Consider the following 24,764-nt stretch of genomic DNA (forward strand, 5'->3'; position numbering starts at 1 on the left):
CGGCTTTGGGTACAACAGCCCTCGCGAAGGCTTTTGGTGTGGGGGAAGGGGGGGGAGGGGCGGGGGGGGAGTCCTGTGGCCGCCCCCTCACCGTCGGCCCCCCCCACCCGGCCCTTACTTGTCGGCGCTCTTCTCGAGCGCGTCGGCGAGGTCGTTCAGGAACGCGGTGTACGTCTGGATGCTCTCGTTCAGGTATGTGTCGGTGGGCATGTAGACGATCTGCTCGTCCTTCACCGCGGTGACGCCGGCGAGGGCCTCGGAGCTCTCCAGGATCTCGGCGGCCTGCACATAGTCGGGCGTCTCCGCCGCGAACACCGCGTCGCGGTCGAGCACGAGGATCCAGTCGGGGTTCGAGGCCGCGATCGCCTCGACCGAGATCTCGTCGCCCTGATGGTCATCGCTCGCGTCGTCGACCTCGAGGGCCGGCGTGAGGCCGAGGAGGTCGTAGATCGGGCCGAGCGAGCGGCCGACGGTCGGAGCGAGGTAGCCGATCTGGCCGCCCGAGGTGTTGACGGCCATGACGGTGTCGGCCTCGTCGTAGGCGGCCTTGGCCCGCTCGACCGCGGCGTCGAACTCGTCGACCAGCTTCTGCGCCTCGTCCTGCTTGCCGAAGATCTCGCCGAGCACGGTGGTCTGGCGCGTGAGTTCGGCGTCGAACGCCTCGCCGTCGCGCGGTTCGAGGTCGATGATCGTGGCGTCGGGCACGAGCTCGGCGATCGCGGCGTTGTGCTGCGTGAAGCGCTGACCGCTGATGATGAGATCGGGGTCGGCCGCGACGATCGCCTCCAGGTCGGGCTCGGTGTGCAGGCCGATGTCGACGATGCCGTCGTCCTTCGCGTACGACACGGTCTCGGGCATGAGGGAGACGGCGCCGGCGGAGAGCTCGATGCCCCAGTCGGACAGGGTCTGGAAGGTGCGGTTGTCGAGGGCGACGACCGAGGCGGGCGGGGTGGCGATCTCGTGTTCGCCCGTGTTGTCCTCGACGGTCACGGTGCCGGAGGCGGCGGCGGTCTCCTCGGGTTCGGCTTCGGCGCCCGTGGCGCAGCCGGAGAGCGCGAGCAGGCCGACCAGGGCGACGCTGGTGGCGGTGAGGGTTCTGGGCACGGACATGGAGAGACTCCTGTTCTGCGGGGTGGTCGCGCACTCGAGGGCGCCGGTCGGACGGAGCGGATCGCAGGGAACCATCCGTCGTGCTTTTTAGGTTAGCCTTACTTTATGAGCGATACGAAATCCGGCTTCACGATCGAGCGTCGCGGCCTCGAGCTGCGCTTCCGCACCGTCACCCTGACCGCGCGCGAGTGGCTCGCCCCGGACTTCGTGCGCGTGCGCCTCACCGGGCCGGACCTCGCCGGATTCGACTCCCCCGGCGCCGATGACCACAAGCGCCTGTTCTTCCCGGACGGCCCCGTGGAGTCGGTGGAGGAACTGCGCGCCGCGCCCAGCCGCGAGTACACGCCGCTCGCGTGGGGCGAGGACTGGCTCGACGTCGAGTTCGCGGTGCACGGCGACCAGGGCGTCGCCGCACCGTGGGCCGCCACCGCGCCCCTCGGCTCCGAGATCGGCGTCGGCGGTCCGCGCGGCGCCGCCGTCGTCACCGGCACCCCCGGCTCCTGGCTGCTCGTCGGCGACGAGACCGCGATCCCCGCGATCCGCCGTTTCGCCGCGCTGATCCCCGACGACGCCCCGGCCTGCATCGTGATCGAGACCGTAGCCGAGAACGGCGAGCTCGACCTCGCCGCCCCGGTACCGGTGCAGTGGCTGCACCGCGGGGACGCCCCGGCCGGCTCGGCGCTGATCGCGTTCCTGGAGTCGCTGTCGGGAGACGACCTCGTCGGCACCGATCCGTTCGTGTTCATCGCGGCGGAGCAGTCGATCGTCAAGCCGGGTCGCGCGCTGCTCGACCGGTGGGGCGTCGACACCGCGAAGGCCGTCGTGAAGGGGTACTGGAAGCGGGGCGAAGCCGAGTATCACGCTCCCCACTGACACCGTCCGCGATCGCTGACAGACTGGGCCGATGGCACTCCTCGATCACCTGGGCATCACCGTCGGCGACCTCGAGCGGGGGCGGGCGCAGTTCCATCCCGTCCTGACCGCGCTCGGTTACGAGTCCGGCGGGGAGGACGACCACTCCATCTCGTGGCACAACGGTGACGAGACCGAGATCATCCTCTACACGTGGGACGAGGACTCGGAGCCGCATCGGCACGGACGCATCGGGTGGCAGCACCTCGCCTTCGCGATGCCGTCGCGCGCGGAGGTCGACCGCTTCCACGCGCTCGCGCTCGACGCCGGGTGGAGCGCGGTGCGGGAGCCCAAGGAGTATCCCCGCTACTCGGAGCGCTACTACGCCTCCTTCGTGGAGGACGCCGACGGCATCCGCGTCGAGTTCATGTACAACCCGCCGAAGGACGCCTGACCGCGCCGTCGCAGGACCACCCACTCTGCACCGATACGCGCCGAGCAGCCCGTCCCGCGGTTCTCGGAGACGTGGCCGGAGCCGGCACCAGGATGCTGGCAGGGTGGATCATCCGATGCGACGATGAGGAGATGGAATCGATGGATGCGGCACAGATCTGGACGATGATCGGCGCGTTCACCGCCCTGATGTGCGGCACCCTGACCGTGATGTCGACGATGTTCGTCCGCGTGCTCCGCAGCGAGGTCGGCGGGCTCCGCAACGAGATGAACGGCCGCTTCGATGCGGTCGACGCCCGCTTCGCGACGGTCGACGCCCGGTTCGACGCCGTCGACGCGCGCTTCGATGCCGTGCACACCCGCATCGACGCCGTGCACACCCGGATCGACGGTCTCGACCGCGACGTGCAGGCCCTGGTGAAGCGCACGTTCGGCCTCGACCGCGACGCCTGACGCGGCCGATCCGTCCGACCGCGCTGCTCGCCCGGCCGTCAGGCGACCGGTGCCGCCTCGGCCTCGACCGCGCGATCCGTGAAGGCCTGCTTCGGCACGAACAGCAGGAGCACCGCAGCGGCGAGCGCGGTCGCCCCGCAGACGACCCACACCGTGACATAGCCCGCGAGCGACCCCGCCGTCCCGTCGGCGACCGCGCCCGCACCACTCGCGACGCCGTGGAGTAGTGCGATGCCGAAGACGCACGAGGCGATCGCACCGCCCACGGTCTTCACGGAGTTGGTGAGCCCGGTCGCGACGCCCGTCTGCGTCGCCGGAGCCGCCGACGCCGCCGCGGCCGGCAGCGCCGCCACGAGGGCGCCGGAGCCGAGCCCCACCACGACCATGTTCGCGATCACCTGCCCATAGGCGTCGTGGAACGGCAGGAACAGCAGGAACCCGATGCCCACCAGCACCGACGCCCCGAGGAGCGTGATCCGCGGCGACGCCCGGCGTGCCACGACCGGGAACAGCAGCGCGCCCGCGATCATCGCGACCAGGTACACCCCGATGATCAGCGACGTCGCGAAGCCGGTCGTCCCCAGCCCGTAGCCGTACACCTCCGGGTCGGTGCGCGCGAAGGTCGACAGCGGCGCCTGCGCGCCCAGCACGCTCACCCCGAACAGTCCCGCCGTGAGGAACACGGGCCCGAGCGCCGGCGACCGGAACATGCGCACGTCGATCAGCGGGTCGTCGCAGCGCAGCTCCCACCGCACGAACGGCACGACCAGCAGAAGCCCCAGCGCCACGACCGCCCACGACCACGGGTTGCCGAGGCCGCCCTCGAGGCGCAGCAGGCTGAGCCCGCCCGTGAAGCACAGCAGCGCGAGGGAGATCAGCACCAGGCCGACCGTGTCGAACACGCCGCCGGTCGGCTCGGGCGACTCCCGCACGCCGAACAGGATCACGAAGAAGCACACCACGATCAGCACGGCGGGCACGAGCAGCACGACCGTCAGCGGGAGCGCGTCGATCAGCGCACCGCCGACGAGGGCGCCGATGATCGCCCCACCCTCCAGGGCGGCGACCAGGAGGCCCGCCGCCTTCGCCGTGATCGACGAGCGTCCGTCCATGCGCCGTGACCGCGACCAGATCAGGGCGATCTCCAGCGGCAGCCACACCACGTAGAAGCCCATGAGCGACCAGGCGAGCAGGAACACCGCGAACGAGTCGGTGAACGGCAGCACGAGCGCGGCGGCCGCGGTCACGGCGGTCGAGATCAGCAGCATGCGCTTGTGGCCGAGCATGTCGCCGAGCTTCGCGAACGCCGGCACCACGAGTGCCGACAGCATCAGCTGCGACCCCTCCAGCCAGTTCACGTCGGCGTCGTGGATGCCCAGGTGGCGGGCGATGTCACTGAGCATCGGCGTGTAGTACCCCTGGAGCACGCCGCTGGTGAACTCGACGAACGCGAGGAAGCCGACGACCACGGCGAGGGTGCCCAGGGTGCGGGTGCGCGTCATCGCGTCTCCTGCTTCGAGAGGTCGGGTGCCGGGGTGGATCCCGGAGGGGGTGAGATCACCCTAGTCGTTCGAGGAGGGCGCGATGGAACCGCTCCCCCCGCTCCAGCGCCGCGATCTCCACGCTCTCGTCGACGCCGTGGATCGATGCGCGCTGCGCATTCGACATGTCCAGCGGCGCGAAGCGGTACACGGCCGGGGCGAACCGGTGGAAGTGCCGGGAGTCGGTCGCCGCCATCATCACGTACGGCACGGCGGGGACGCCGGGGTGCGAGACCTCGAGCGCCGCGGCGAGCAGGGCGAACTGCGCGTTCTCGGTCGACGACTCCGGCGACGGCTCACTGGCCTCCACCACCTCCACGGAGACGAGCGGATCGCGCACCCGTCGACGCACGCGGTACACGGTCTGCTGCGTGGTCTCGCCGAGCGCGATGCGCAGGTTCACCGTGGCCGACGCCTGCGAGGGCAGCACGTTCGCGGCGGTGCCGCCCGACTGCATGGTGGGCGCGACCGTCGTGCGCACCAGCGCCGCAGGCTCGCCGCCCAGCGCCGCGAAGAGCCGCGCGGTGAGCGGTGGTGTCGCGGCGAGCAGCCGCAGGAGGTGCCGCGCGGGTCCCGGCGTCTGCGCGCCGAGCACGCCGAGCATGCGCAGCACCGCGGTCGAGGCGCGCGGCCGGAAGGTGTCGGGGCTGAGGCGGTCGACCGCGCGGGCCACGCGGCGCACGGCCGTGAGTGCGGGTGGGGCCGAGGCGTGCCCTCCGTCGCCGCGCGCCGAGAGCCGCAGCGTCATCACGCCCTTCTCGCCGACACCGATCATCGCGGCACGCCCGGGGACGAAGGGCAGCGGTGCGTCGACGACCGCCCCGCCCTCGTCGATCACGAGCCACGGCACGATGCCGCGGTCGCGCAGCACCCGCGCGATCTCCTCGGCCGCCCGCCCGTAGGTCTCCTCGTTCCCGCCGAACGACAGGTACACGTCGCGCGGTGGACGGAAGCCGTCGGCCAGCAGGTTCTCGACGGCCTCGAGCACCACGATCAGCGGCCCCTTGTCGTCGAGCGCCCCGCGCCCGTGCACCGAGCCGTCGGCGATCACCCCCGCGAACGGCGGATGGGTCCAGGCGTCGCTCTCGTCGACCGGGACCACGTCGTAGTGCGCCATCAGCACGACGGGTCCGCCCGTCACCGCTCCCGTGCCCGCCCAGTGGAACAGCAGCCCCAGGTCGGTGTGCCGCTCGAGCGTCAGCGCCGCGTGCGTGCGCGGGTACAGCTCGGCGAGCAGCGCCGCGAACTCCTCGAACGGCGCGAGGCCGCGTTCGTCCAGCTCCGCGGAGACGGTGGGGAGGCGGATCATGCGGGCGAGGCGCTCGGCGATACCGGGACGCACGGTGGGGGTCGTCACCCTCGTCATGCTAGCGACCGCGAGGATCCCGCCACTGCGTGAGCTTGTCGGGGTTGCGCACCGCGAAGACCTCGGCGATCCGGTCGCCGCGCACGACGAACGAGAACACCGCGTCCGCATCCCCATCGAGCGTCGCGAGCAGTGCGAGCCCGTCCGGCGCAGGCACGAGGGCGAGCTCGGCCTCGGGGTTTCGGCGCGCGATGCCGAGCACGAACCGGGCCACGTGGTCGGCGCCCACCACGGGTCGCAGTGCCGCGGACTTCTTGCCTCCGGCGTCGGAGCGGAGCACCACGTCGGGGTCGAGCAGCCTCACGAGCCGGTCGAACTCACCCGTGGCCGCCGCGCCGAGGAACGCCCGCACCACCGCGTCGTGCTGAGCCCGGTCGGCGACTCCGGATCGCCCAGCCCGCACGCGTCGGCGTCCCTGCGAGGCGAGCTGCCGGACCGCGGCGGGGGTGCGTCCGACCGTCTCGGCGATCTCGGCGAACGGCACGCCGAAGACGTCGTGCAGCACGAAGGCCACACGCTCGGCGGGCGTGAGCGACTCCAGCACCACGAGCAGCGCCAGGCCGACGGATTCGTCCAGGGTGACGCGGTCGAGCGGGTCGGGGTGCGGCGGCCCGGCGAACGCGGAACCGTGCGGCACCGGCTCGGGCAGCCACGGACCGACGTAGGTCTCGCGGCGGGCACGCGCCGATCCGAGCACGTCGAGACAGACGCGCCCGGCGACCCTCGTCAGCCACGCGGCCGGGTTGACGATCGCCGCCCGCTCCGCGGGCGACATCCGATACCAGCGCGCGTAGGTCTCCTGCACGGCGTCCTCCGCGTCGGCGACCGTGCCGAGCAGGCGGTACGCGAGGGCCAGCAGGGGTCGCCGCTCGGATTCAGGGGCTTCGAGGTCGTCCATCGTCTCCTATCCTGGCCCTGCGCGACGCACGCGGGCACCGCGGATGTCGCCGATCGCCTCACATTCGGGCGGGCTGCATCGTCGGAGAGGCAGGACCATTCCCGAGACGAAGGAGAACGCACGCATGAGAATCGCTGTCGCCGGTGGCACCGGCGTCGTGGGCAGGCACACCGTGGACGCGGTCCGGGAGGCGGGGCATGACGCGGTGGTGCTCAGCCGCTCGACCGGCGTCGATCTGGTGAGCGGGAGAGGGCTGTCCGAGGCGCTGCGCGGAGCGGACGCGGTGATCGACGTCGCGAGCGTCGAGACGCTGAAGGCGAGCGCGGCGATCGAGTTCTTCACCGCGGCGACCGGCAACCTGCTGTCGGCCGCCGCCGACGCGGGCGTGCGACACGCGGTGCTCCTCTCGATCGTCGGCATCGACCGCATCCCCTACGACTACTACGCGGGCAAGGTCGCGCAGGAGAAGATCGTGGAGGCGTCGCCCGTGCCGTGGACGATCCAGCGCGCCACCCAGTTCCACGAGTTCGCCGCGCAGATGTTCGCCCGCGCGACGCTCGGCCCGCTCCACGTGGCACCCCGGGCCCGCACGCAGCCGGTGGCCGCCCGCGAGGTCGGCGAGCGTCTCGCAGCTCTCGCCGTCGGGGAGCCGCGGGGTCGCGTGGCGGACTTCGCCGGGCCGCGAGAGGAACAGCTGGCCGACATGATCCGGGCATTCGCGCGACACCAGGGCTACCGCGGCTGGGTTCCGGCGCTGAGCGTGCCCGGCCCGCAGATGACGGGGATGCGGGTGGGCAAGGCGCTTCCGGGACCCGACGCCGACCTCGGCCGGCAGACGTTCGCGGAGTGGCTCGCGGAGACCGCGCACCCCTGACCCTCCCTCCGGCACCGCACCTCCGGGACGGGGTGTCGGCGCGGTCGTACCCCTGCCCTTGCGGCGGCGCGCGACGGAGCGGAGACTGAGGCGCGGCGGGGATCCTCAGCAGTCCGAACACGACCAGGAGCAGTCATGCCCAACCTCAACCCGTACCTGTCGTTCCGCACCGAGGCCCGGGAGGCGATGGAGTTCTACCGGAGCGTCCTCGGCGGCGAGCTCGACATCAGCGTCTTCGGCGAGTTCCCCGGCATGGTGCAGAGCCCGGAGCAGCAGGACCTCGTGATGCACGCGCAGCTCACCACCCCGGACGGGCTCGTGCTGATGGCCTCGGACACCCCCGACGGCATGACCTACGAGAAGCCGCAGGGCATCTCCGTGTCGCTGAGCGGCAACACCCAGGAGGTCACGCAGCGCGTGTGGGAGGGGCTCTCCGAGGGCGCGACCATCACGATGCCGCTGGATGTGCCGCCGTGGGGCGGGACGTTCGGCATGCTCGTCGACCGGTTCGGCATCGCCTGGATGCTGCACGGCGACCCGGAGTAGGCAGCAGCGGGGTCAGCGCGGCAGCACGGCCCGGCACGCCAGGTGCAGCGCGAGCCGGGCCTCCGGATCGCTCATGTCGATCCCGAGCAGCTCCTGCACCCGGCGGATGCGCACCATGACGGTGTTGCGGTGCAGGCCGAGGGCGGCCGCGGTCGCGGCGATCCCCGACTCGTGGTCCAGGTAGGCCGACAGCGTCGTGAGCAGCTCGCCGCCCCCGTCGGCGAGCGGCGCCAGGAGCGACTGCGCCGCCGGCACGAACGTGTCGTTCCCGGTCCAGGCGAGCAGCAGCTGCTCCAGACCGAGACTGTCCACCCGCACGAACCAGCCCGTGGCGGAGCGGTCGGCCGCGATGCGTGCCGCGTCGCCCGCCTCGTCGAGCGTGGCGGCCAGCCCCTCCGGGCCGCTCTGCAGCGAGCCGACACCGGTCGCCACCGCGAAGTCGCGCAGCGCGCCGAGGTGCACGTCGCGCAGCGCCCCGACCGCGCGCTCCACCCGGTCGGGCCCCGGAGCCTCGGCGAACGACAGCCAGCCGCTGACGCCGCGCCCCGCGGTGGTGGCGTGCGCCTCGGCGTCGATCGCGCTGAGGGCCGGGGTGATCGAGCGCAGCAGCGCGAGCGGGTCGAGCCGGCCGCGCGCGACCGTGCGGAAACCGAGGTGATGCCCGCCGGTGCGCCACCCGCGCTCCGCCATCCGCCGCTCCACGTCGGTGTCGGCCGTGCCGCGCAGCTCCACGAAGTCGCGCAGCAGCCCCGACGATGCGGCGACGTCGTTGACCGCGGCGATCTCGTCGATCAGGATCCGCGCGGCGACGGCCGGCATCGCCACCTCGGCGGCGACGATGAGCGACTGCAGCTGCGCCTCGCCGAGACCGCGACCGAACAGCACGAGCCGCAGTCCGGAACGGCCGGGACTGTCCACGCGCACCGAGGCCGCAGCGTCGCCGTCGGCCCGGGCGGCATCGGTCCACGCGTCGAAGCGGATCCGGTGGCGGAGTGCATCGGCCAGGTGTTCCCCGGCTTCGCGCAGAACCCCCGCGCCGTCGATGAGCGCGACGCCGAGGCCGAGATTCGCCGCGAGGTGCCCGAGCAGGTCGCCGAGGTCGTCCGCCGCGTACTCGAACGACTGCGCGACCTTGCGCACGCGGGTGAGCGTGAGGGCGTCACGCGCCTCGATCAGCATCCAGCAGGCCCTGGCGAGCTGCACCGGCCGCTCGACGTCGAGCAGGGTGAGCCCGAGCCTGGCCGCGAGCCGGACGGCGCCGCGGTCGACGTCGGCCGCGCCGGGCAGCGCGAGTCCGGTGAAGCCGCGGTCGCGCACCCGGCGCAGCATCGCATCCTGCTGCCAGGTCGCGCGCGGCGCGGCGGCCGTGAGGATCGCGAGGCCGCCGCGGCTCTGCGCCGGGAGGTCGGCCTCCTCCGCCTCCACCGACACCGCGTCCCACTCGGCGTCGGCGGGCCCGGCGACGAGGCGCACAGCGCCGTTCTCGCCCTGCGCGAGCAGTGCGGTGAGGGGAAGCGCGGCGCTCATGCCGCGTCCAGCCCGTCGAGACCGTAGGCCGACGGCACGATGCGGGCGCGGCGCTCGGGGCGCTCGCTCCACCACTCGGGCGCGGGCAGGGCGAGCACGACGACGTGCCGCGCCAGGCTGAGGTCGGTGACCTCGAGGATCTCGCGGGACACGGCGTCCAGCACCACGATCACCTCGGGGGCCGCGGCGACCAGCAGCCCGTCGCTGAGCACCGCGAGCGTCTCCGACCGCGCGACCACCCGGTGCACGGTACCGCCGATGCCCGCGACCTCGATGGCACTGACGTGCGGATCCGTCACGGACGGCGCGACCGACAGGATCCGGCCCTCGGCGAGCAGCTCGCCGCCCAGGGCCTCCGCCAGCAGCGGCGGCGCGAGCCGGGCGTGCGCGAGGAACGCCCGCCCCAGGTCGAGCGCCCGAGCCAGGTGCCCCTCGATCGCGTGCTCCCGCAGGTCGCCCACCGTGAAGCCGGCGAGCACCGCGCAGCCCACTCCCCCGGCCTGGATGATGGCCGACCGCACCACCCGCTCCGCGTCGATCGCCCTGGTCGCCTCGACCAGGGCGACTCCGTCCGCGCCGGTCTCGCACGCGAACACGAGCCCGGGCACGCGGTCGACGAACAGCGACATCTGGTCGAGACCGGGCACCGCGCGACCCGTGCAGTCGGCGTCGACCACGGTGTGCGTCTTCGCGAGGGTGAGGGGCGCCAGCCCGTTCATCCCCCCGCCCTCGAGCGAGCAGACCGCCGGCACGGGGTGTCCGAGCCAGCGCTCGACCGCCCGCAGCAGTGCGCCGAACGGCTCTGCGCCCGGCATCCGTTCGCTCAGGAGCATGGTGGAGCCGACGAACGCGACACCGAGGCACGGGGTCGCGGGGTCGAGCGCCGACACCGGCGTGACGTCGATCGGCCCGTGGTCGGCGGCGCCCAGCATGAGCTCGAGCATCGTGGTCGAGCCACCGCCGCCGGAGCCGAGGAGCGCGTAGCCGCGGGCGAGCGCCGCCACGTCGTCCCGCTCCAGCCTCATGCCGTCCAGCCTAGGACGCGGGGGTCCCCTCGACCGGGCGGAACGGCTCCGTCAGGCCGAACGCCGTGGGACCGAACGCGGCCAGCGCCTCGGGCGTGCGCATCATGTCGGGCGTGGAGATGCCCAGCACGCGCACCCGCTGCCCGTAGCGCAGCCCCTCGGTCGTGATCGGTTCCGCGGTCTCGTGATCGACCACGCAGATGAGGTCGGGCACGATCGCCAGCAGCTCCCCACCGCGGTAGGCCGTGAGGTTCTCGTTCTGGAACGCGATCTCGACCGCGTCGCCCTCGGCCCCCAGCGGAGCGATGACGGCCCGGCCCTTCGCGAAGCCCTCCGTCGTCCGCCGCTCGACGTCCACGACCTTCCCGACGCCCAGTTCGCGCACGTGCGGGTAGAGGGTGGTCGCGAGGGTGTCGGCGATCGCCTCGAACGGGGACCGGTGCTCCTCGCGGGCCAGGCGGATGGCGCGGCCGAGCGCGAGCGCCATCGAGATGGTCCGTGGCACGGCCGTGCGCCGCACGTCGGCGCCGGTCATGGCGTACTCGGCGATGTGGCCGACGCCGCCCAGCCGGATCGTGATGCCGCGGGCGAGCCACTCCATCTGCCGGTCGTCGTCGCCCGTGTCGATCACGACCTTCTCGCCCCGCTCCCCGGCGAGCGCGAGCGGCGAGCCGTGCACGCCGTACACCGCGAAGGTCTCCATCGACAGCTCGGGGAACGCTCGTCCCATGCCGTCCGCGTCCACCACGGGCAGCCCGGTCTCGGCCGCGACGATCAGCGGGATCATGGAGTTGATGCCGCCGCACTCGATGGGCATGGTCGCATCGGCCGTCCGCCCCAGGTGCTCCTCGAGCGTGCGCAGCGCCAGCGTGGGCTCGGTGCCAGCGGGGATCTTCTCCACCATCACCGTCGGGGCGCCCATCTGCGCGGTGGGGATCACGAAGAGGTCGTCCGCCAGCTCGTCCGGGTCGAGGATCGTGATGCTGCCGTCGCCGAGCACCCGTTCCACGAGCATCTTCCCGATGTACGGGTCGCCGCCGCCGCCCGTGCCGAGCAGCGTCGCGCCTCGGGCGAGGTCGGGGAGGTCGGCCGCGGTGAGCTGCCAGCTCATGCGGCCGCCCCCGTCGCGGCGTCGGCGGCGGAGACGGTGCCGTCGAAGCGGTGTGCTGCGAGGTCGTAGCCGAAGTAGCCGGGGCCGACCATCGCGAGGGCCTCCGCGGAGTGCCAGCGCTCGTCGGCGGGGGCCGCGATCACGCGCACGCGCTGGCCGTAGCGCAGCCCCTCGGTGGTGATCGGCTCGCCCGACTCGCCGTCGAGCACCATGATGAGGTCGGGTGTGGTCGCGAGGACCGCGCCGTCGGCCTCGGCCACCAGGTGCTCGTTCTGGAACCGGAGGGTGAGCGTGGTGCCGCCGTCGCCGTCGATGCGGGCGCGCCCGCGGGCGAACCCGGTGGTGGTGGCGCGGTTGACGTCGACGACCTTGCCGCCGAACAGCTCGCGCCCGCCGAGCAGTTCGACGACCGCCGCGACCGGGTCGGTCTTCTCGTCGCGCGCGGTGGCGATGCTCCGGCCGATCTCGATGCAGCGCGACAGCGACCCCGCCACGAGGGACTCTCGCGCGGCGGTGCCCGACATCGAGAAGCCCGAGATCATGACGGAGCAGCCCATCTCGACGCACGCGACTCGGGCGATGCGCTCGGTCCAGGAGTTGTCGGCCGTCTGCAGCACCCCGGTGTTGCCCTTCTCGTCGCTGAAGGCGAGGGGCGACGCGGTCACGCCGTACAGCGTCGGCAGCACCATCTGCAGCTCCGGGAACGCGCGCCCCATGCCGTCGGCGTCGACCAGCGGCAGGCCGAGCGCGGCGGCCGCGGCGATCGGGATCGTGGAGTTGACGCCGCCGACCTCGGCGCACGCGATGTGCGTGACCGGGCGGCCGAGGTGGATGCCCAGCGCCTTCACGGGCTCGATGACCTCGGCCAGACTCGGCAGCTTCTCGACCATGACGGTGGGCGCGCCCATCATCGCGACGAACAGCACCAGGGCGTCGTCGGGCACCTCGTCGAGGGCGACCACGGTGACGTCGCCGCTCGCGAGGGCCTGCCGGGCGAGGAGCGCGCCGATGTACGGGTCGCCGCCGCCACCCGTGCCGAGCACGGCAGCCCCGCGCGCGAGTCCGTCGATGTGGGCGGGGGTGATCGTCCAGCTCATGTCAGACCCCCATGTCGAGGTCGCCGACGGCCTTGACGCGTATGCGTGTGGCGTTGCCGGGAAGGTAGGGGATGGGCACCTCGTCGAAGTCGATGATCGACACGGTGGACGGCTTGGCGCCCGCGGCGATGGCCTTGTCCACGGCCTCGGCCCGCACCTCGGCGAGGGTCTCCTCGCGGCGGCCCGGCTCGATCGCGTACACCTTGTCGATCTCGCCGCCGACCTGGGCGATCGAGGCGCCGATGGCGTTGGCGACCGCGTAGTTCTCCGGGCGGTGCACGGTGCCGAACAGCGGCAGCTCGTCGGGCAGCAGGATGGAGCCGCCGCCGACCGCGACGACCGCGATCGGCTCGGGCGAGGTGCGCATGCGGTCCACGGCCTCGGACACCCGCTCGGCGATGCGGTCGAGCACGCGCTGCACGAAGGCGGGGTCGAGGTGGGCCACGCGGCTCGGGTCGCCCACCTGTGCCCGGCCGGCCGCGACCGCGATGTCGGTCGCGGTGAGGGTGGAGCCGCCGAACACCAGCGCCTCGGTCGTCAGCTTGTACCCGACCGATGCGGGGCCGACCTCCGCGGTCTCCTCGTCGACGATGCTGCCGCCGCCGATGCCGAGGGAGAGCACGTCGGGCATCCGGAAGTTGGTGCGGATGCCCGCGACCTTCACCTCGTTCGCGGTCTCGCGCGGGAAGCCGTTGATGAGCAGTCCGATGTCGGCCGTCGTGCCGCCGACGTCGATCACGGCGCAGTCGTCGAGGCCGCTCGTGGCGGCGGCACCGCGCATCGAGTTCGTGGGGCCGGAGGCGAAGGTCGCGACCGGGTAGCGGCGCACGTAGTCCTCGTCCATGAGCGTGCCGTCGTTCTGGCTCAGGAAGATGGGCGCTTCGATGCCCTGCGCGCGCACGGCCGAGGTGAGCCCGTCGACGATCTCGGACGCGAGCTCGCGCAGCGCCGCGTTGATGATGGTCGCGTTCTCCCGCTCCAGCAGCCCGATGCGTCCGATCTCGTGCGACAGTGAGATCGCCGCATCCGCCCCGAGCACGTCGGCCACGATCTCGGCTGCCCGCACCTCGAGGTCGTGGTTGACCGGGCTGAACACCGAGGAGATCGCGACCGAGCGGATGCCGTGGGCCTTCATGTCCTCGGCGTGCGCACGGATCTCCTCCGGGTCGAGCGGCGAGATGGGTCGCCCGTCGAACTCGTATCCGCCGTGGGCGAGGTAGCTGCGCGCCTGCGTGGCCTCCACCAGCACCTCCGGCCAGTCGATCAGCGGCGGCAGCGCGCGCGTGGCGGGGAGCCCCAGCCGGAGCGCCGCGACCGGCGCGAGCCGGCTGGCCTGCACGAGCGCGTTGATGAAGTGCGTCGTGCCGATCATGACCGCATCGATGTCTGCACCCTCGAAGGAGTGGCCGGCGCGCAGGTCCTCGATGGCCTGCACGATCCCGCGGGTCACGTCGGGGGTCGTGGAGTGCTTCACCCCCGCCAGGGTGCGGGTGCCGTCCATGAGGACGGCGTCGGTGTTGGTGCCGCCGACGTCGATGCCGATGTGCATGATGCTCGCTTTCGTGTGGGGTGGTTCTGTCGCGGTCGCTCAGACCGCCGCGGGGGCGCTGTCGACGGGGCTCGCCTGGCGCGTGGTGGCGACGCCGACGCCGCGCACCCAGCCGAGCTTGCCGACGACGATGTACAGCACCATCGACAGGAAGAGGCTGAGCAGCGACGGGATGCCCCAGGTGACGAAGTACCCGACGAGGGACGAGACCAGCCAGACGACGATGGTCGCGGGGACGATGCGCGGAGCGGTGGCTGGAAGCGTGCCCTGCTCGCGGGTCGCGTCGAGCTCGGGACGCCAGCGCCGCACCACGTAGTACTCGGCGACCATGATGCCGGCGATGGGCGGGAACGCGACGCTGAGCACGATCAGGAACTCGGTGAACTGCCCGAGGATGCCGACCGCGGCGAGCACCGAGCCGACGACGCCGAGCACGATCGTGGTGGTCACGCGGTGCAGGTTCTTGCCGAACGCGGTGGAGATGAAGTTCACCAGGCCGAGGGTGGAGGAGTACAGGTTCCAGTCGTTGATCTTCAGCGTGCCGGTCAGCACGATGAACAGGCCGATGAAGCCCACCGACGAGGTGACGATCGCGACGATGTCGCCGGTGGCGGCGGCGTGCGCGAGGAGCACGCCGGCCAGGCCGATCACGAACTCGCCGAGCGAGACGCCCAGCACGGTCTGCTTGACGACGTCGGCGCGCGAGCGGTTGAAGCGGGTCATGTCGCCGGTGATGATGGCGCCGACGATGAGGCCGCCCGCGACGATGCCGGTGCCCGCCCACACGCTCATGGTGGGGCCGGGGGCCGGACCGGTCAGCAGTTCGCCGATGTCGTGGCGGCTCAGCTCGGAGATGACCGACCATCCGACCAGGATCAGGAACAGCGGCACCGTGATGTTCGCGAGCCACTGCATGCCGACGAAGCCGAAGGCCACGATCGCGGTCACCGCGAGGCCGAAGATGAGGCTCCACGCCCACACCGGCAGGGCGCCGGGCATGAGGGCGTCGAGCGACTGCGCCGAGATCGCCGACTGGATGCCGAACCAGCCGATCAGGCTGATGCCGATCGCGAGGCCGACCAGCGAGGCGCCGATCTCGCCGAAGCCGGTCCAGCGGGCGAGGAGGGCGGTGTTCAGGCCTTCGCGCTGGCCGATGAAACCGACCACGCACATGATCACCTCGAGGATGATCGAGCCGAACAGGAAGGCGAGGACGGCCTCGCCGAACGTCATGCTGTAGCCGAGGGTCGCGCCGAGGAGGAACTGCGAGAGGGCCGAGACCTGTCCGAATCGCTGCACTGCGATTCCGAACCAGGGCTTGCGGGCCTCCGGCGTGACTCGGGAGAGCGCGAAGTCGTCTGCGTGCGCCGTGCGTGCCATGAGGATCCTTCGGGAGGAGGGGGGAACGGGTTGCCGCCACCGTAGCCACCGCGCCTCACCGCCCGACATGTGCGATCCGCACGAACATCGCCCGTCGCTGTGCACTCTGCACGCGACGTCAGAGCAGGCGGTCCCAGATCCACCGGAGATCGTCGAGACCGGGCTCCGCCTCGCCCGCCCGCCCGGCTTGCAGTACGAGCGTGCTCGCGATGCGGGTGAGCACGGATGCGGCGGCGTCGATGCGCTCCGCCGCCTGGTCGGGGCCGACGGCACGCAGCTTGAGGCGGATGACCTCGTTGACCTCGCGCGCCAACGGCAGCAGCCGACCCGCCTGGCGCTCGGCGAGGGCCGGCGAAGCGGCGAGGACGCGCATGCGAGCTGCCGCGAGGTCCTCCTGCCCGTCGGGGGACGCCGGGAGCTCGACCAGACCCAGAGCGCCGCTGAGCACACCCACCGTCGCATCGCTGAGGTACTCGCGCACCCGCTGCTCGTTGAGCCGGGGCAGCGCGCTGCCGAGGAGCGCGTCCTCTTTGGTCGGGAAATGATTGAAGAACGTGCGCTGCTTGACGCCGGCCGCCGCGCAGATCTCGTCGACCGTCAGCGCGGCCGGCCCCTTCTCCAGGGCCAGCCGCACCGCCGCGGTCTCGATCGCGCGCGCCGTCGCCCGTCCGCGGGCGTTGCTGCTGTGCGGGGTTGCGGGCGCGGGCATGCTCTATTCGTATCGCAGCGCGTCGATGGGTGACTTCAGCGACGCGCGTCGCGCCGGTAGCGTGCCCGCCAGGAATGCGATGACGACGATGAGCGCGACGACGCCCAGCATCCCCTGCGGCTGGAAGAGCAGCAGGTCAAGACCGGCGAGACCCGAGAGCGGCCCCTGGGCGAGAGCCGCATTGAGCGGCAGTCCCACCAGCACGGCCACGACGACGCCGAGCACGCTGCCGAGCACGCCGATGATCGCCGCCTCGATGCTGAAGAGCGCGAACACCCGTCCGTTGCTCATCCCCATGGCCTTCATGAGCCCGATCTCGCGCGTGCGCTCCTGCACGCTCATCAGCAGCGTGTTGATGATGCCGAAAGCGGCCGCGAGCAGAGCGATCACGGCGAACGCGTTGAGCACACCGGTGATGCCGCCGATGACCGTCTGCACGATGCCGAGCTGGTCCTGGATCGTCTGCGCGGTCATACCCGCGTCAGCGACCCGGTCCTTCAGGTCGCGCACGTCGTCGGCGCTGGCGTTCGGGTCGAAGGAGGCCACCGCGACCTGGAAGCGCTCCGGCGCCGACGACCCGGCGCGCTGCTCCGCCGCGATCGCGTCGACCAGGGCGGCGTTGGCCCCGGCGCCGGCATTGAGCAGGCTCGTGTTCGAGACGCCCACGACGGTCGCCTCGATGGTGTGGGGGCCGCCGAGCACGTCGGTGAACCCCAGTTCGACCCGTGCACCGACCGCGTCGCCGGGGTCGGCCCAGCCGAGCGGCTCGACGTCGTCGAGCGGGAGGGTGATCTGGTTCTCGGTGGCCTCGGCATCCAGCTGCGAGCCGGCGACGAGGTCCGCCCGCGCGATCGACGAGGTGGGCGCGATCGCGAACTCGTACTTCTGCGACCCCGGTCCCTGGATCCAGTCGACCGCGACGGCCGAGACGGGCGACACGTCACGCAGTCCGTCGATGCCCTCGAGCGCGGAGATGTCCTGCGGCGTCAGCGCTCCCCCGCCGGTGAGTGGATTGGCAGGACCCCCGGAGGCCGTGGAGGTCGCGGGATCGTACGGCTGGGGCCCGGCGTCGGTCGCCGTCCCCGTCCCCGCCGAGATGAGCAGCACGTCGTCGGCGCCGAGCGACGCCACCTGCTTCGCGACGTAGTCGGAGACACCGGCGCCCAGTGCGGTCGTGAGGGTGAGCGTGAACGCTCCGACGAACAGCGCCAGCACGGTCAGCGTGGTGCGCAGCTTGCTGCGGAACGTGTGCGACACGGCGGTGCGCACCAGGTCGAGCGCGTTCATGCCGCCACCCCCGTCGCATCCTCCAGGCGCCCGTCGCGCACCACGACCCGGCGGTCGCATCGTGCGGCGAGGTCGTCGTCGTGCGTGACGATGACAAGGGTGATTCCGTGGTCGCGCTGGAGCGCGAAGAGCTCATCTTCGACGACGGCGCCGGTCGCGCTGTCGAGGTTTCCCGTCGGCTCGTCGGCGAAGATGACCTCGGGCTCGGACACGAGCGCCCGAGCCAGCACGACGCGCTGCTTCTGCCCGCCGGACAGGTCGTTCGCACGGCCCCGCGCCTTGTCCTCCAGGCCGAAGCGGCGCAGGGCCTCCATGCCGCGGCGTCGCCTCTCGGCGGCGGGGATCCCCGCGATCGTGAGCGGGAGGATGACGTTGTCGAGCACCGAGGCACCGGGGGTGACGAAGAACTGCTGGAAGACGAAGCCGAAGCGGCGGTTGCGGATCCGGTTCACCGCCCGCGGCGACAGCGTCGCCGCATCGGCGCCGTCCACCCGCACCTCTCCGGCGTCGGGGCGGTCCAGAAGCGCAAGGAGGTGCATCAGCGTGGACTTGCCCGACCCGCTCTTGCCGACGATGGCCAGGGACTCGCCCCGCCGCACCCGCAACGACACGTCGTCGAGAGCCAGGAATCTGCTCTCGCCCTTCCCGTAGGACTTGGACAGATGACGCGCCTCGATGGCCGTCGGGACGGAGTCCGCACTTTCATTCATGCAGATACAGTAACAACTCTTGGCAGTTACTGCCTGATAAATTCCCCTAGAAGGACGAAGACCCCCGACCGCGCCGGCGGTCGGGGGTCTTTCGCGATGAAGGGCCTCGGTGTCAGTGCAGGGCGTTCTCCGCGATGAACGCGCGCAGGGCCTGCTCGTCGTCGGCCATCTCCGTCACGTGCTGGGGGGCGTCGAGCATCGCGCGCAGCTCGGGCGAGTAGCCGAGCTCGACGCCGATCGCCTCGTGGATGGTCTCCGCGAACTTCTCCGGCTTGGCGGTCTCCAGCACGAGCATCGGAACGCCCGGCTCCACATACTCGCGGGCGACCTTGACGCCGTCGGCGGTGTGCGGGTCGATCACTTCGCCCGAGGCCTCGTACACGGAGCGGATGGTGGCCAGCCGGTCCTCATGGGTCGAGGTGCCGCTGACGATGCCGAACTCCTCCGCGAACCGCTCCTGCTCCGCCGAGAAGTCGACGTAGCCCTGCGCCTCCAGGTCGTCCCACGCGCCGACCACCCGCGCCGGGTCGCGGTCGACCAGCTCGAAGATGAAGCGCTCCAGGTTCGACGCCTTCGAGATGTCCATCGAGGGGCTCGACGTGGCGAGGGTCTGCGCGGCGCTGCGCGGCCGGTAGACGCCCGTGCGGAAGAACTCGTCGAGCACGTTGTTCTCGTTCGCGGCCAGCACGAGGCGGCGGATCGGCAGGCCCATCTGCTTCGCGAAGAAGCCCGACAGGATGTTGCCGAAGTTGCCCGAGGGCACGGTGAACGACACCTCGGCCCAGCCGCCCGCGTCGGTGGCCCGCAGCCACGCCCAGAAGTAGTAGACGGTCTGCGCGGTGATGCGCGCGAGGTTGATGGAGTTGACGGCGCCGAGGTGCTGGGTGCGCTTGAAGTCGAGGTCGCCGGCGAGCTTCTTGACCAGGTTCTGGCAGTCGTCGAACACGCCCTCCACCGCGATGTTGTGCACGTTGGCGTCGTCGAGCGAGAACATCTGCGCCCGCTGGAACGCGCTCATGCGGCCCTGCGGCGACAGCATGAACACCGACACCCGCTCCTTGCCGCGGAGGGCGTGCTCGGCCGCCGACCCGGTGTCGCCCGAGGTCGCGCCGAGGATGTTCAGCACCGATCCCTGACGCTCCAGGGTGTACTCGAGCACCTGCCCGAGGAACTGCATCGCCATGTCCTTGAACGCCAGCGTCGGCCCCTCGGAGAGACCCACGAGCGTGAGGTCGTCGTCGATGCGGCGCAGCGGCACCACCCCGTCGGGGAAGTCGGCGTAGGCGGCGGCCGTCATGCGCGCCAGATCCTCGCGGGGGATGTCGGTCGCGAACAGCCCCAGCACCTCGGTCGCGAGCTGGGGGTACGTGAGTGCGCGCCAGCGCTCCAGGGTCTCACCGTCGACCTCGGGCATGACCTCGGGAACCGCCAGGCCTCCGTCGGGCGCGAGCCCTTCGAGCAGGGTCTCGCTGAAGGACTGCGGCTGCATGCCGCCACGGGTGGAGATGAACGGCACGGTGGCTCCTCGGCTCGGGACTCGGCGCCTCCATTCTCGCAGGCCGCGAAGACGCCGCCGGACGCGTGACGGAGGGCCAGAGCCACGCGGCCGCTCAGATCCAGCCGCGCTCCTCCGCGAGCAGCACCGCCTGCTGACGTGTGGCCACCGACAGCTTGCCGAGGATCACCGAGATGTGGTTCCGCACCGTTCCGGGTGCGAGCGAGAGCGCCCTGGCGATCTGCCCCGTCGTTTCACCCCGCCGTCCGGCCCGCAGCACGTCCAGCTCCCGGTCGGTCAGCGGCGAGCGCTCGTCGCTCAGCGCATCCGCCGCGATCTCCGGGTCGACGTAGCGCGCTCCCGCGGCGACCCGCCGGATCACCGCCGCGACCTCGTCCGCCCCGCGCGACTTCGGCAGGAACCCCGACACCCCGGAGGCCAGTGCACGCCGCAGCACGCCCGGTCGCGCGTGACGGGTGACCACCACGCACCGGGTCGCGATCTCCCGGCCGAGCCGCTCCGCGACCTGCACGCCGTCGAGCCCCGGCATCTCCAGGTCGAGCAGGCACACGTCCGGTCGCAGCCGCAGCGCCTCCGCCACGGCCTGTTCCCCGTCGGCGCACTCCGCGACGACCTCGATGTCGTCCTCCAGCCGCAGCAGCGCGGCGAGTGCCGACCGGATCATCCCCTCGTCGTCCGCCAGCAGCACCCGGATCATCGCGCGCCCTCCCCCGCGGACGGCACGGTCACCACGACCACGAACTCGTCCGCGTCGCGACGCACGTCGAGCGTGCCGCCCGCGTCCGCGATCCGCCGCCGTACACCCTCCAGCCCCGAGCCGCCGTGCCCGTCCTCCACGTCGTCCGCGCCCCCGTCCCCGTCCGTGACCCCGTTGGCGATCTCGTACCGCCATCCGTCGCGCGTGCGCTCGAGCACCAGCCGCGCGCGCTCTCCACCGCCGTGGCGCAGCACGTTCGTGGTCGTCTCCCGGATCACCGGGCCGAGGTCGGCCGCGGGCGCCGCATCCGCGTCGGTCGCGATGCGCGCCTCGACGTCCAGCCCTGCCGCGCCCAGCAGGTCGCGCGCGTTCGCCAGCTCATCGCCCAGCGGGACCGACCGGAACCGCGTCGCGAGGTCCCTGGTCCCCTGGCGCGCCTCGTCCACGCTCACCCGCGCCGCGCGCAGCTGCTCCATTCCGGCGGGCGCGTCCACGGGCAGCAGCCGCTCCGCGAGCTCCAGCTGCAGCGCGATCACCTGCAGGTGATGCCCCTGCAGGTCATGGACGTCGGTGGCGACCCGCAGCCGCTCCTGGGTTGCGGCGAGCCGGGCCTCCGAGGCTCGAGCGCGGTCGAGCGTCACCAGCACGTCCCACCACCACAGCGAGCTGACGGTCATCCCCGGCAGCATCGCCGCGTACACGATCGGCAGCCACCACGGGATGCCCACCCCGAAGCCGTCGGCGGCGGTGTCGATCACGGCGAGCCCCACCAGCACGACGGTCGCCGCGACGACCACCCGCACGCGGACACCGCGCGGCCACCGCAGCAGCACGAAGAACTGCACGATCGGCATGCCCGCCAGCTCCCAGCTGCCCACGAGGAGCCCGGCCGTGCCCCCGTAGGCCACCGCCACCGCGAACGGCAGCACCAGGCGCCGCCACTCCACCCCCGGACCGGCCTCCAGCCGGTGGCGGTAGTCCAGCAGCAGCAGCAGCGTCGACGCGCACCACACCACGCCGCCCAGCCCCACCACGAGCAGCACGCCGCCGCGCAGGTCGACCGCGGCCGCGATGCCCGTCCATGCCCCGACGAGCATGAGCTCGATGAACAGCACCGCGGTCACCGTGTACCACCAGGTGGCGGTGATGCCACGGGCGAGCTGCCGGGAGCCGGGCGCTGGTTCGACGGTGGAGGCCGGGGGGATGCGGGTCACGCTCCCCACGATAGGGCCGTGACAGATGTCACGGGATCGGCGGGTGAAGCACCCGGAGAGAGGTGACGCCGCGGCACTGTCACAGCCGTCCCGCCTCCGGTGGACTGGGGTCATGGCGACGGAGAGCCCGTCTGCCGAAACTCCCGGAGGCCCCTCCCATGAACCTCGTCGAGACGTTCCAGAACCTCGTCGCCCAGGTCCCCGACCTGGTGCAGCCCCTCATCGTCGCTCTCGCCGGCGCGGTGCCGTTCATCGAGGGCGAGGGGGCCGCGGGCATCGGGATCATCGGCGGCATCCCCCCGGTGGTGGCGGCCGTCGCGGCGATGGTGGGCAACTTCGTGTGCGTGGCCGTCCTGGTGCTCGCGAGCTCGGGGGCGCGGCGCGCCATCGTCGACCGGTCGAGGGCGCGGCAGGCCGCACTCGCGGGCGGCGGGAGCAGCCTGGAGGATGACGTGGCACCCGCGCCCGCGGCCGAGCAGGGGCGCGGCTCCGCGCGGCGCGAGAAGTTCCAGCGGGCGTTCGAGCGCTACGGCGTCCCCGGCGTGAGCCTGCTGGGACCGCTGCTGCTGCCCACGCACTTCACCGCGACCATGCTCGCGGCGTCGGGCGTGGGCAAGGGACGAATCCTCGTGTGGCAGGCGGTCGCGATCATCGGCTGGACCACCGTGGTGGCCGTGATCGTCGGCGGCGCGGTGTACGCGATCCGCTGAGATCGCGGCGGGAGGGGCGGTCGCATCCGTTGCCCCTCCCGCTTCACGCTTTTCTGAATTCACTTCTTTCTGTACTGTTCAGGGGTGACCACTGCGCTCGCCTCGACTCCGCACACCGCCGCCGTCGCCCGCCTCGGGCACGCTCTGTCCGACACGACCCGCGCCGGGATCCTGCTCGCCCTCCGGTCGTCGCCGCGGTACCCGGCCGAGCTCGCGGAGGCGCTCGGCGTCTCGCGGCAGGCGATGTCGAACCATCTCGCGTGCCTGCGCGGCTGCGGACTCGTCGAGAGCACGGCCGACGGGCGACGCAGCCTCTACCGCCTGTCGGACCGCCACCTCGCTCCCGCGCTCGACATGCTGATGCGGGTCACCCTGATCGTCGACCCGGACTGCTGCGACGGCGAGGGGTGCACCTGCTGATGGCGGCCGTGGTCGCCGAGCCCCGCCGGCAGACGCTGCACCGCCGCATCCGCCTGATCGTGGGCGTCACGATCGGCTACAACGTGATCGAGGCCATCATCGCCGTCGCCGCGGGCTCCGTGGCCTCCTCCGCCGCACTGATCGGGTTCGGGCTCGACTCCACGATCGAGGTGCTCTCGGCGGCGGCGGTCGCCTGGCAGTTCACGCGGCCCGATCCCGAGCGCTGGGAGAAGCCGACGCTGCGGGTGATCGGGGTCGCGTTCTTCGCGCTCGCGCTGTACGTGACGGCGAGTTCCGTCCTGGCCCTGATCGCGCAGGAGCGGCCGGAGCACAGCACGGTCGGGATCGTGCTGACCGCGGTGAGCGTGGTCGTGATGCCGTTCCTCTCCCTCGCCGAGCGCCGGGCGGGGCGCGAGCTGGGGTCGGCCACCGCGGTCGCGGACTCGATGCAGACGCTGATCTGCACGTATCTGTCCGCCGCCGTGCTCGTCGGACTCGTGGCGAACTCGCTGCTGGGGTGGTGGTGGGCCGACGCGGTCGCGGGGCTCGTCATCGCGGGCTTCGCCGTCCGCGAGGGGATCGAGGCCTGGCGCGGTGACGCGTGCGCGACCTCGGTCGGCATGCTCCTCGAGGAGCACGACCACGACCACGAGCACGACCACGAGCGCTGAATCCACTCCCCTCGCGCGGGCGGAGCGAATGTCGGTCGCCCCCGCCAGAGTGGACCGCATGATCACTCTTCTGTCCGCTCCCAGCAACCTCGGCCTCCGTCCGCCCGAGCCCGGGAGCGTGCCCGGCTCGGCGAAAGCGCCGGAGGCGTTGCGCGAGGCGGGGCTCTACGAGCGGTTCGCCGCCCGGGGCGCGACCGACTCCGGCGTCGTCCTCCCCGGCCGGTACGTGGCCGACGACGACGTGCGTCCGGCCGGTCGGGTCCGCAACGAGGCCGCGTTCGTCGACCACTCGCTGCGCCTGGCCGCGCGCATCGGCGACGCGATCGACGCGGGGCAGGCACCCCTGGTGATCGGCGGCGACTGCGGCATCCTCGTCGGCGCCGGGATCGCTCTGAAGAGACGCGGCGGAGCGGGACTCGTGCACATCGACGGCCACACCGATTTCCGCCACCCCGGCAACAGCGAGGAGTGCGCGGCCGTCGCCGGCGAGGCCCTGGCGGCGGCGATCGGCCTGCACTGGCCGGCCATCGCCGACATCGACGGCCTGTCCCCCTACTTCCCGGCGGGGCGCACCGCCCACGTCGGACACCGCGACGACGACGAGGAGCAGGAGGAGGTTCGCGGCCTCCTGGCACGCGTGACCCCCGCGGCCGAGGTCTCCGCGCGCGGCGCCCAGGCCGTCGCGTCCGAGTCCGCCGCAGCGGCGGGTGAGGCGTACTGGCTCCAGCTCGACGTCGACGTGCTCGACCCGACCGTGATGCCCGCGGTCGACAGCCCCGACCCCGGAGGGCTCACCGCCGACGAGCTGACGGCGCTGCTGCGGGGCCTCGCTCCGCGGGCGATCGGTGCGAGCATCACCGTGTTCGATCCCGACCTCGACCCCGACGGCCGCTACGCGCGGCTGCTGGTCGAGGTTCTGAGCGAGGGCCTGGGCGAGCTCGGCAGCGGGGGGGGGGGGGGGGGCGGAGACCGAGATGCCGGCACCGACCCCCCAAACAACCCACCAGCCCGTCTCGCCCTCCCACCAACACCCCCCCCCACACCCCCC

General features: G+C 72.3%; 25 protein-coding genes. 9 read left to right on the top strand and 16 right to left on the bottom strand.

Annotated elements, in window-relative coordinates; translation table 11 throughout:
* Positions 1 to 114: 114 nt before the first annotated feature.
* Positions 115 to 1,110: a siderophore ABC transporter substrate-binding protein gene (locus ACWGQ1_RS04280; RefSeq protein WP_378822482.1), complete on the bottom strand. Its 996-nt coding sequence runs from the start codon at positions 1,108 to 1,110 to the stop codon at positions 115 to 117.
* Positions 1,111 to 1,215: 105 nt separating this feature from the next.
* On the opposite strand from ACWGQ1_RS04280, the gene ACWGQ1_RS04285 reads away from it, so the two are divergent.
* The 3 genes from ACWGQ1_RS04285 to ACWGQ1_RS04295 all read left to right on the top strand — a co-directional run bounded on the left by ACWGQ1_RS04285 (position 1,216) and on the right by ACWGQ1_RS04295 (position 2,868).
* Entirely contained in the window at positions 1,216 to 1,983 is a 768-nt protein-coding gene (locus tag ACWGQ1_RS04285) for an SIP domain-containing protein (protein ID WP_452312425.1), read from the top strand.
* Positions 1,984 to 2,014: 31 nt separating this feature from the next.
* Entirely contained in the window at positions 2,015 to 2,416 is a 402-nt protein-coding gene (locus tag ACWGQ1_RS04290) for a VOC family protein (protein ID WP_136030594.1), read from the top strand.
* Between the two features lie 140 nt (positions 2,417 to 2,556).
* Positions 2,557 to 2,868, top strand: a complete 312-nt coding sequence (locus ACWGQ1_RS04295) for a hypothetical protein (RefSeq protein WP_136045928.1) — start codon at positions 2,557 to 2,559, stop codon at positions 2,866 to 2,868.
* A gap of 38 nt (positions 2,869 to 2,906) precedes the next feature.
* On the opposite strand, the gene ACWGQ1_RS04300 is transcribed toward ACWGQ1_RS04295, so the two are convergent.
* Genes ACWGQ1_RS04300 through sigJ form a run of 3 tightly spaced genes read right to left on the bottom strand, consistent with a single transcriptional unit; the run spans position 2,907 to position 6,673 of the window.
* Positions 2,907 to 4,370 (bottom strand): MFS transporter, encoded by a 1,464-nt coding sequence (locus ACWGQ1_RS04300; protein ID WP_452312426.1) that lies wholly within the window; start codon positions 4,368 to 4,370, stop codon positions 2,907 to 2,909.
* 55 nt (positions 4,371 to 4,425) lie between these two features.
* Positions 4,426 to 5,775 carry a M20/M25/M40 family metallo-hydrolase gene (locus ACWGQ1_RS04305; protein ID WP_452312427.1) on the bottom strand — a complete coding sequence of 450 codons (1,350 nt, stop codon included), beginning with the start codon at positions 5,773 to 5,775 and terminating at the stop codon, positions 4,426 to 4,428.
* 1 nt (position 5,776) lies between these two features.
* Entirely contained in the window at positions 5,777 to 6,673 is an 897-nt protein-coding gene (gene sigJ / locus ACWGQ1_RS04310; protein WP_452312428.1) for an RNA polymerase sigma factor SigJ, read from the bottom strand.
* 124 nt (positions 6,674 to 6,797) lie between these two features.
* On the opposite strand from sigJ, the gene ACWGQ1_RS04315 reads away from it, so the two are divergent.
* Both ACWGQ1_RS04315 and ACWGQ1_RS04320 read left to right on the top strand, forming a co-directional pair.
* A complete protein-coding gene (locus ACWGQ1_RS04315; protein ID WP_452312429.1) occupies positions 6,798 to 7,547 on the top strand; it encodes an NAD(P)H-binding protein in 750 nt (249 codons plus the stop codon).
* A 135-nt stretch (positions 7,548 to 7,682) separates the two neighbouring features.
* A complete protein-coding gene (locus ACWGQ1_RS04320; RefSeq protein ID WP_136031750.1) occupies positions 7,683 to 8,093 on the top strand; it encodes a VOC family protein in 411 nt (136 codons plus the stop codon).
* Positions 8,094 to 8,105: 12 nt separating this feature from the next.
* Here ACWGQ1_RS04320 and ACWGQ1_RS04325 read toward each other — a convergent pair whose 3' ends face one another.
* The 12 genes from ACWGQ1_RS04325 to ACWGQ1_RS04380 form a co-directional block, all read right to left on the bottom strand.
* Complete coding sequence (locus tag ACWGQ1_RS04325) at positions 8,106 to 9,620, bottom strand: helix-turn-helix domain-containing protein (protein WP_452312430.1); 1,515 nt, start codon at positions 9,618 to 9,620, stop codon at positions 8,106 to 8,108.
* A complete protein-coding gene (locus ACWGQ1_RS04330) occupies positions 9,617 to 10,645 on the bottom strand; it encodes an S-methyl thiohydantoin desulfurase domain-containing protein (RefSeq protein ID WP_452312431.1) in 1,029 nt (342 codons plus the stop codon). Before ACWGQ1_RS04330 ends, ACWGQ1_RS04325 begins: the two co-directional genes overlap by 4 nt.
* Positions 10,646 to 10,655: 10 nt before the next feature.
* Positions 10,656 to 11,756 (bottom strand): DUF917 domain-containing protein, encoded by a 1,101-nt coding sequence (locus ACWGQ1_RS04335; protein ID WP_247638361.1) that lies wholly within the window; start codon positions 11,754 to 11,756, stop codon positions 10,656 to 10,658.
* Complete coding sequence (locus tag ACWGQ1_RS04340; protein ID WP_136031742.1) at positions 11,753 to 12,853, bottom strand: DUF917 domain-containing protein; 1,101 nt, start codon at positions 12,851 to 12,853, stop codon at positions 11,753 to 11,755. The genes ACWGQ1_RS04335 and ACWGQ1_RS04340 overlap by 4 nt, the downstream gene beginning before the upstream one ends.
* 1 nt (position 12,854) lies before the next feature.
* The gene (locus ACWGQ1_RS04345) at positions 12,855 to 14,402 is read right to left on the bottom strand and encodes a hydantoinase/oxoprolinase family protein (RefSeq protein ID WP_241115047.1); all 1,548 of its coding nucleotides are present in this window, start codon (positions 14,400 to 14,402) and stop codon (positions 12,855 to 12,857) included.
* A 39-nt stretch (positions 14,403 to 14,441) separates the two neighbouring features.
* Positions 14,442 to 15,782 carry a purine-cytosine permease family protein gene (locus tag ACWGQ1_RS04350; protein WP_136031737.1) on the bottom strand — a complete coding sequence of 447 codons (1,341 nt, stop codon included), beginning with the start codon at positions 15,780 to 15,782 and terminating at the stop codon, positions 14,442 to 14,444.
* A 118-nt stretch (positions 15,783 to 15,900) separates the two neighbouring features.
* Positions 15,901 to 16,491, bottom strand: a complete 591-nt coding sequence (locus ACWGQ1_RS04355) for a TetR/AcrR family transcriptional regulator (RefSeq protein WP_136036495.1) — start codon at positions 16,489 to 16,491, stop codon at positions 15,901 to 15,903.
* A 3-nt stretch (positions 16,492 to 16,494) separates the two neighbouring features.
* Complete coding sequence (locus tag ACWGQ1_RS04360; protein ID WP_206251763.1) at positions 16,495 to 17,778, bottom strand: ABC transporter permease; 1,284 nt, start codon at positions 17,776 to 17,778, stop codon at positions 16,495 to 16,497.
* A complete protein-coding gene (locus tag ACWGQ1_RS04365) occupies positions 17,775 to 18,488 on the bottom strand; it encodes an ABC transporter ATP-binding protein (RefSeq protein WP_136031731.1) in 714 nt (237 codons plus the stop codon). The genes ACWGQ1_RS04360 and ACWGQ1_RS04365 overlap by 4 nt, the downstream gene beginning before the upstream one ends.
* A gap of 112 nt (positions 18,489 to 18,600) precedes the next feature.
* Positions 18,601 to 20,004 carry a threonine synthase gene (thrC, locus tag ACWGQ1_RS04370; RefSeq protein WP_452312432.1) on the bottom strand — a complete coding sequence of 468 codons (1,404 nt, stop codon included), beginning with the start codon at positions 20,002 to 20,004 and terminating at the stop codon, positions 18,601 to 18,603.
* A 94-nt stretch (positions 20,005 to 20,098) separates the two neighbouring features.
* Positions 20,099 to 20,701 carry a response regulator transcription factor gene (locus ACWGQ1_RS04375; RefSeq protein WP_136031725.1) on the bottom strand — a complete coding sequence of 201 codons (603 nt, stop codon included), beginning with the start codon at positions 20,699 to 20,701 and terminating at the stop codon, positions 20,099 to 20,101.
* Positions 20,698 to 21,915 carry a sensor histidine kinase gene (locus tag ACWGQ1_RS04380; protein WP_136036788.1) on the bottom strand — a complete coding sequence of 406 codons (1,218 nt, stop codon included), beginning with the start codon at positions 21,913 to 21,915 and terminating at the stop codon, positions 20,698 to 20,700. Before ACWGQ1_RS04380 ends, ACWGQ1_RS04375 begins: the two co-directional genes overlap by 4 nt.
* 158 nt (positions 21,916 to 22,073) lie before the next feature.
* Here ACWGQ1_RS04380 and ACWGQ1_RS04385 point away from each other — a divergent pair, with 158 nt between their 5' ends.
* The 4 genes from ACWGQ1_RS04385 to ACWGQ1_RS04400 form a co-directional block, all read left to right on the top strand.
* A complete protein-coding gene (locus ACWGQ1_RS04385; RefSeq protein ID WP_136031721.1) occupies positions 22,074 to 22,625 on the top strand; it encodes a small multidrug efflux protein in 552 nt (183 codons plus the stop codon).
* Between the two features lie 84 nt (positions 22,626 to 22,709).
* Positions 22,710 to 23,045 carry an ArsR/SmtB family transcription factor gene (locus ACWGQ1_RS04390; protein ID WP_136031719.1) on the top strand — a complete coding sequence of 112 codons (336 nt, stop codon included), beginning with the start codon at positions 22,710 to 22,712 and terminating at the stop codon, positions 23,043 to 23,045.
* On the top strand, positions 23,045 to 23,716 hold the full coding sequence (locus ACWGQ1_RS04395) for a cation transporter (protein ID WP_452312433.1): 672 nt from the start codon (positions 23,045 to 23,047) through the stop codon (positions 23,714 to 23,716). The genes ACWGQ1_RS04390 and ACWGQ1_RS04395 overlap by 1 nt, the downstream gene beginning before the upstream one ends.
* A gap of 58 nt (positions 23,717 to 23,774) precedes the next feature.
* The coding region (locus ACWGQ1_RS04400) for an arginase family protein (RefSeq protein ID WP_452312434.1) at positions 23,775 to 24,764 on the top strand (990 nt) is incomplete at its 3' end.

It is taken from the genome of Microbacterium sp. NPDC055599 (genome assembly GCF_053618975.1).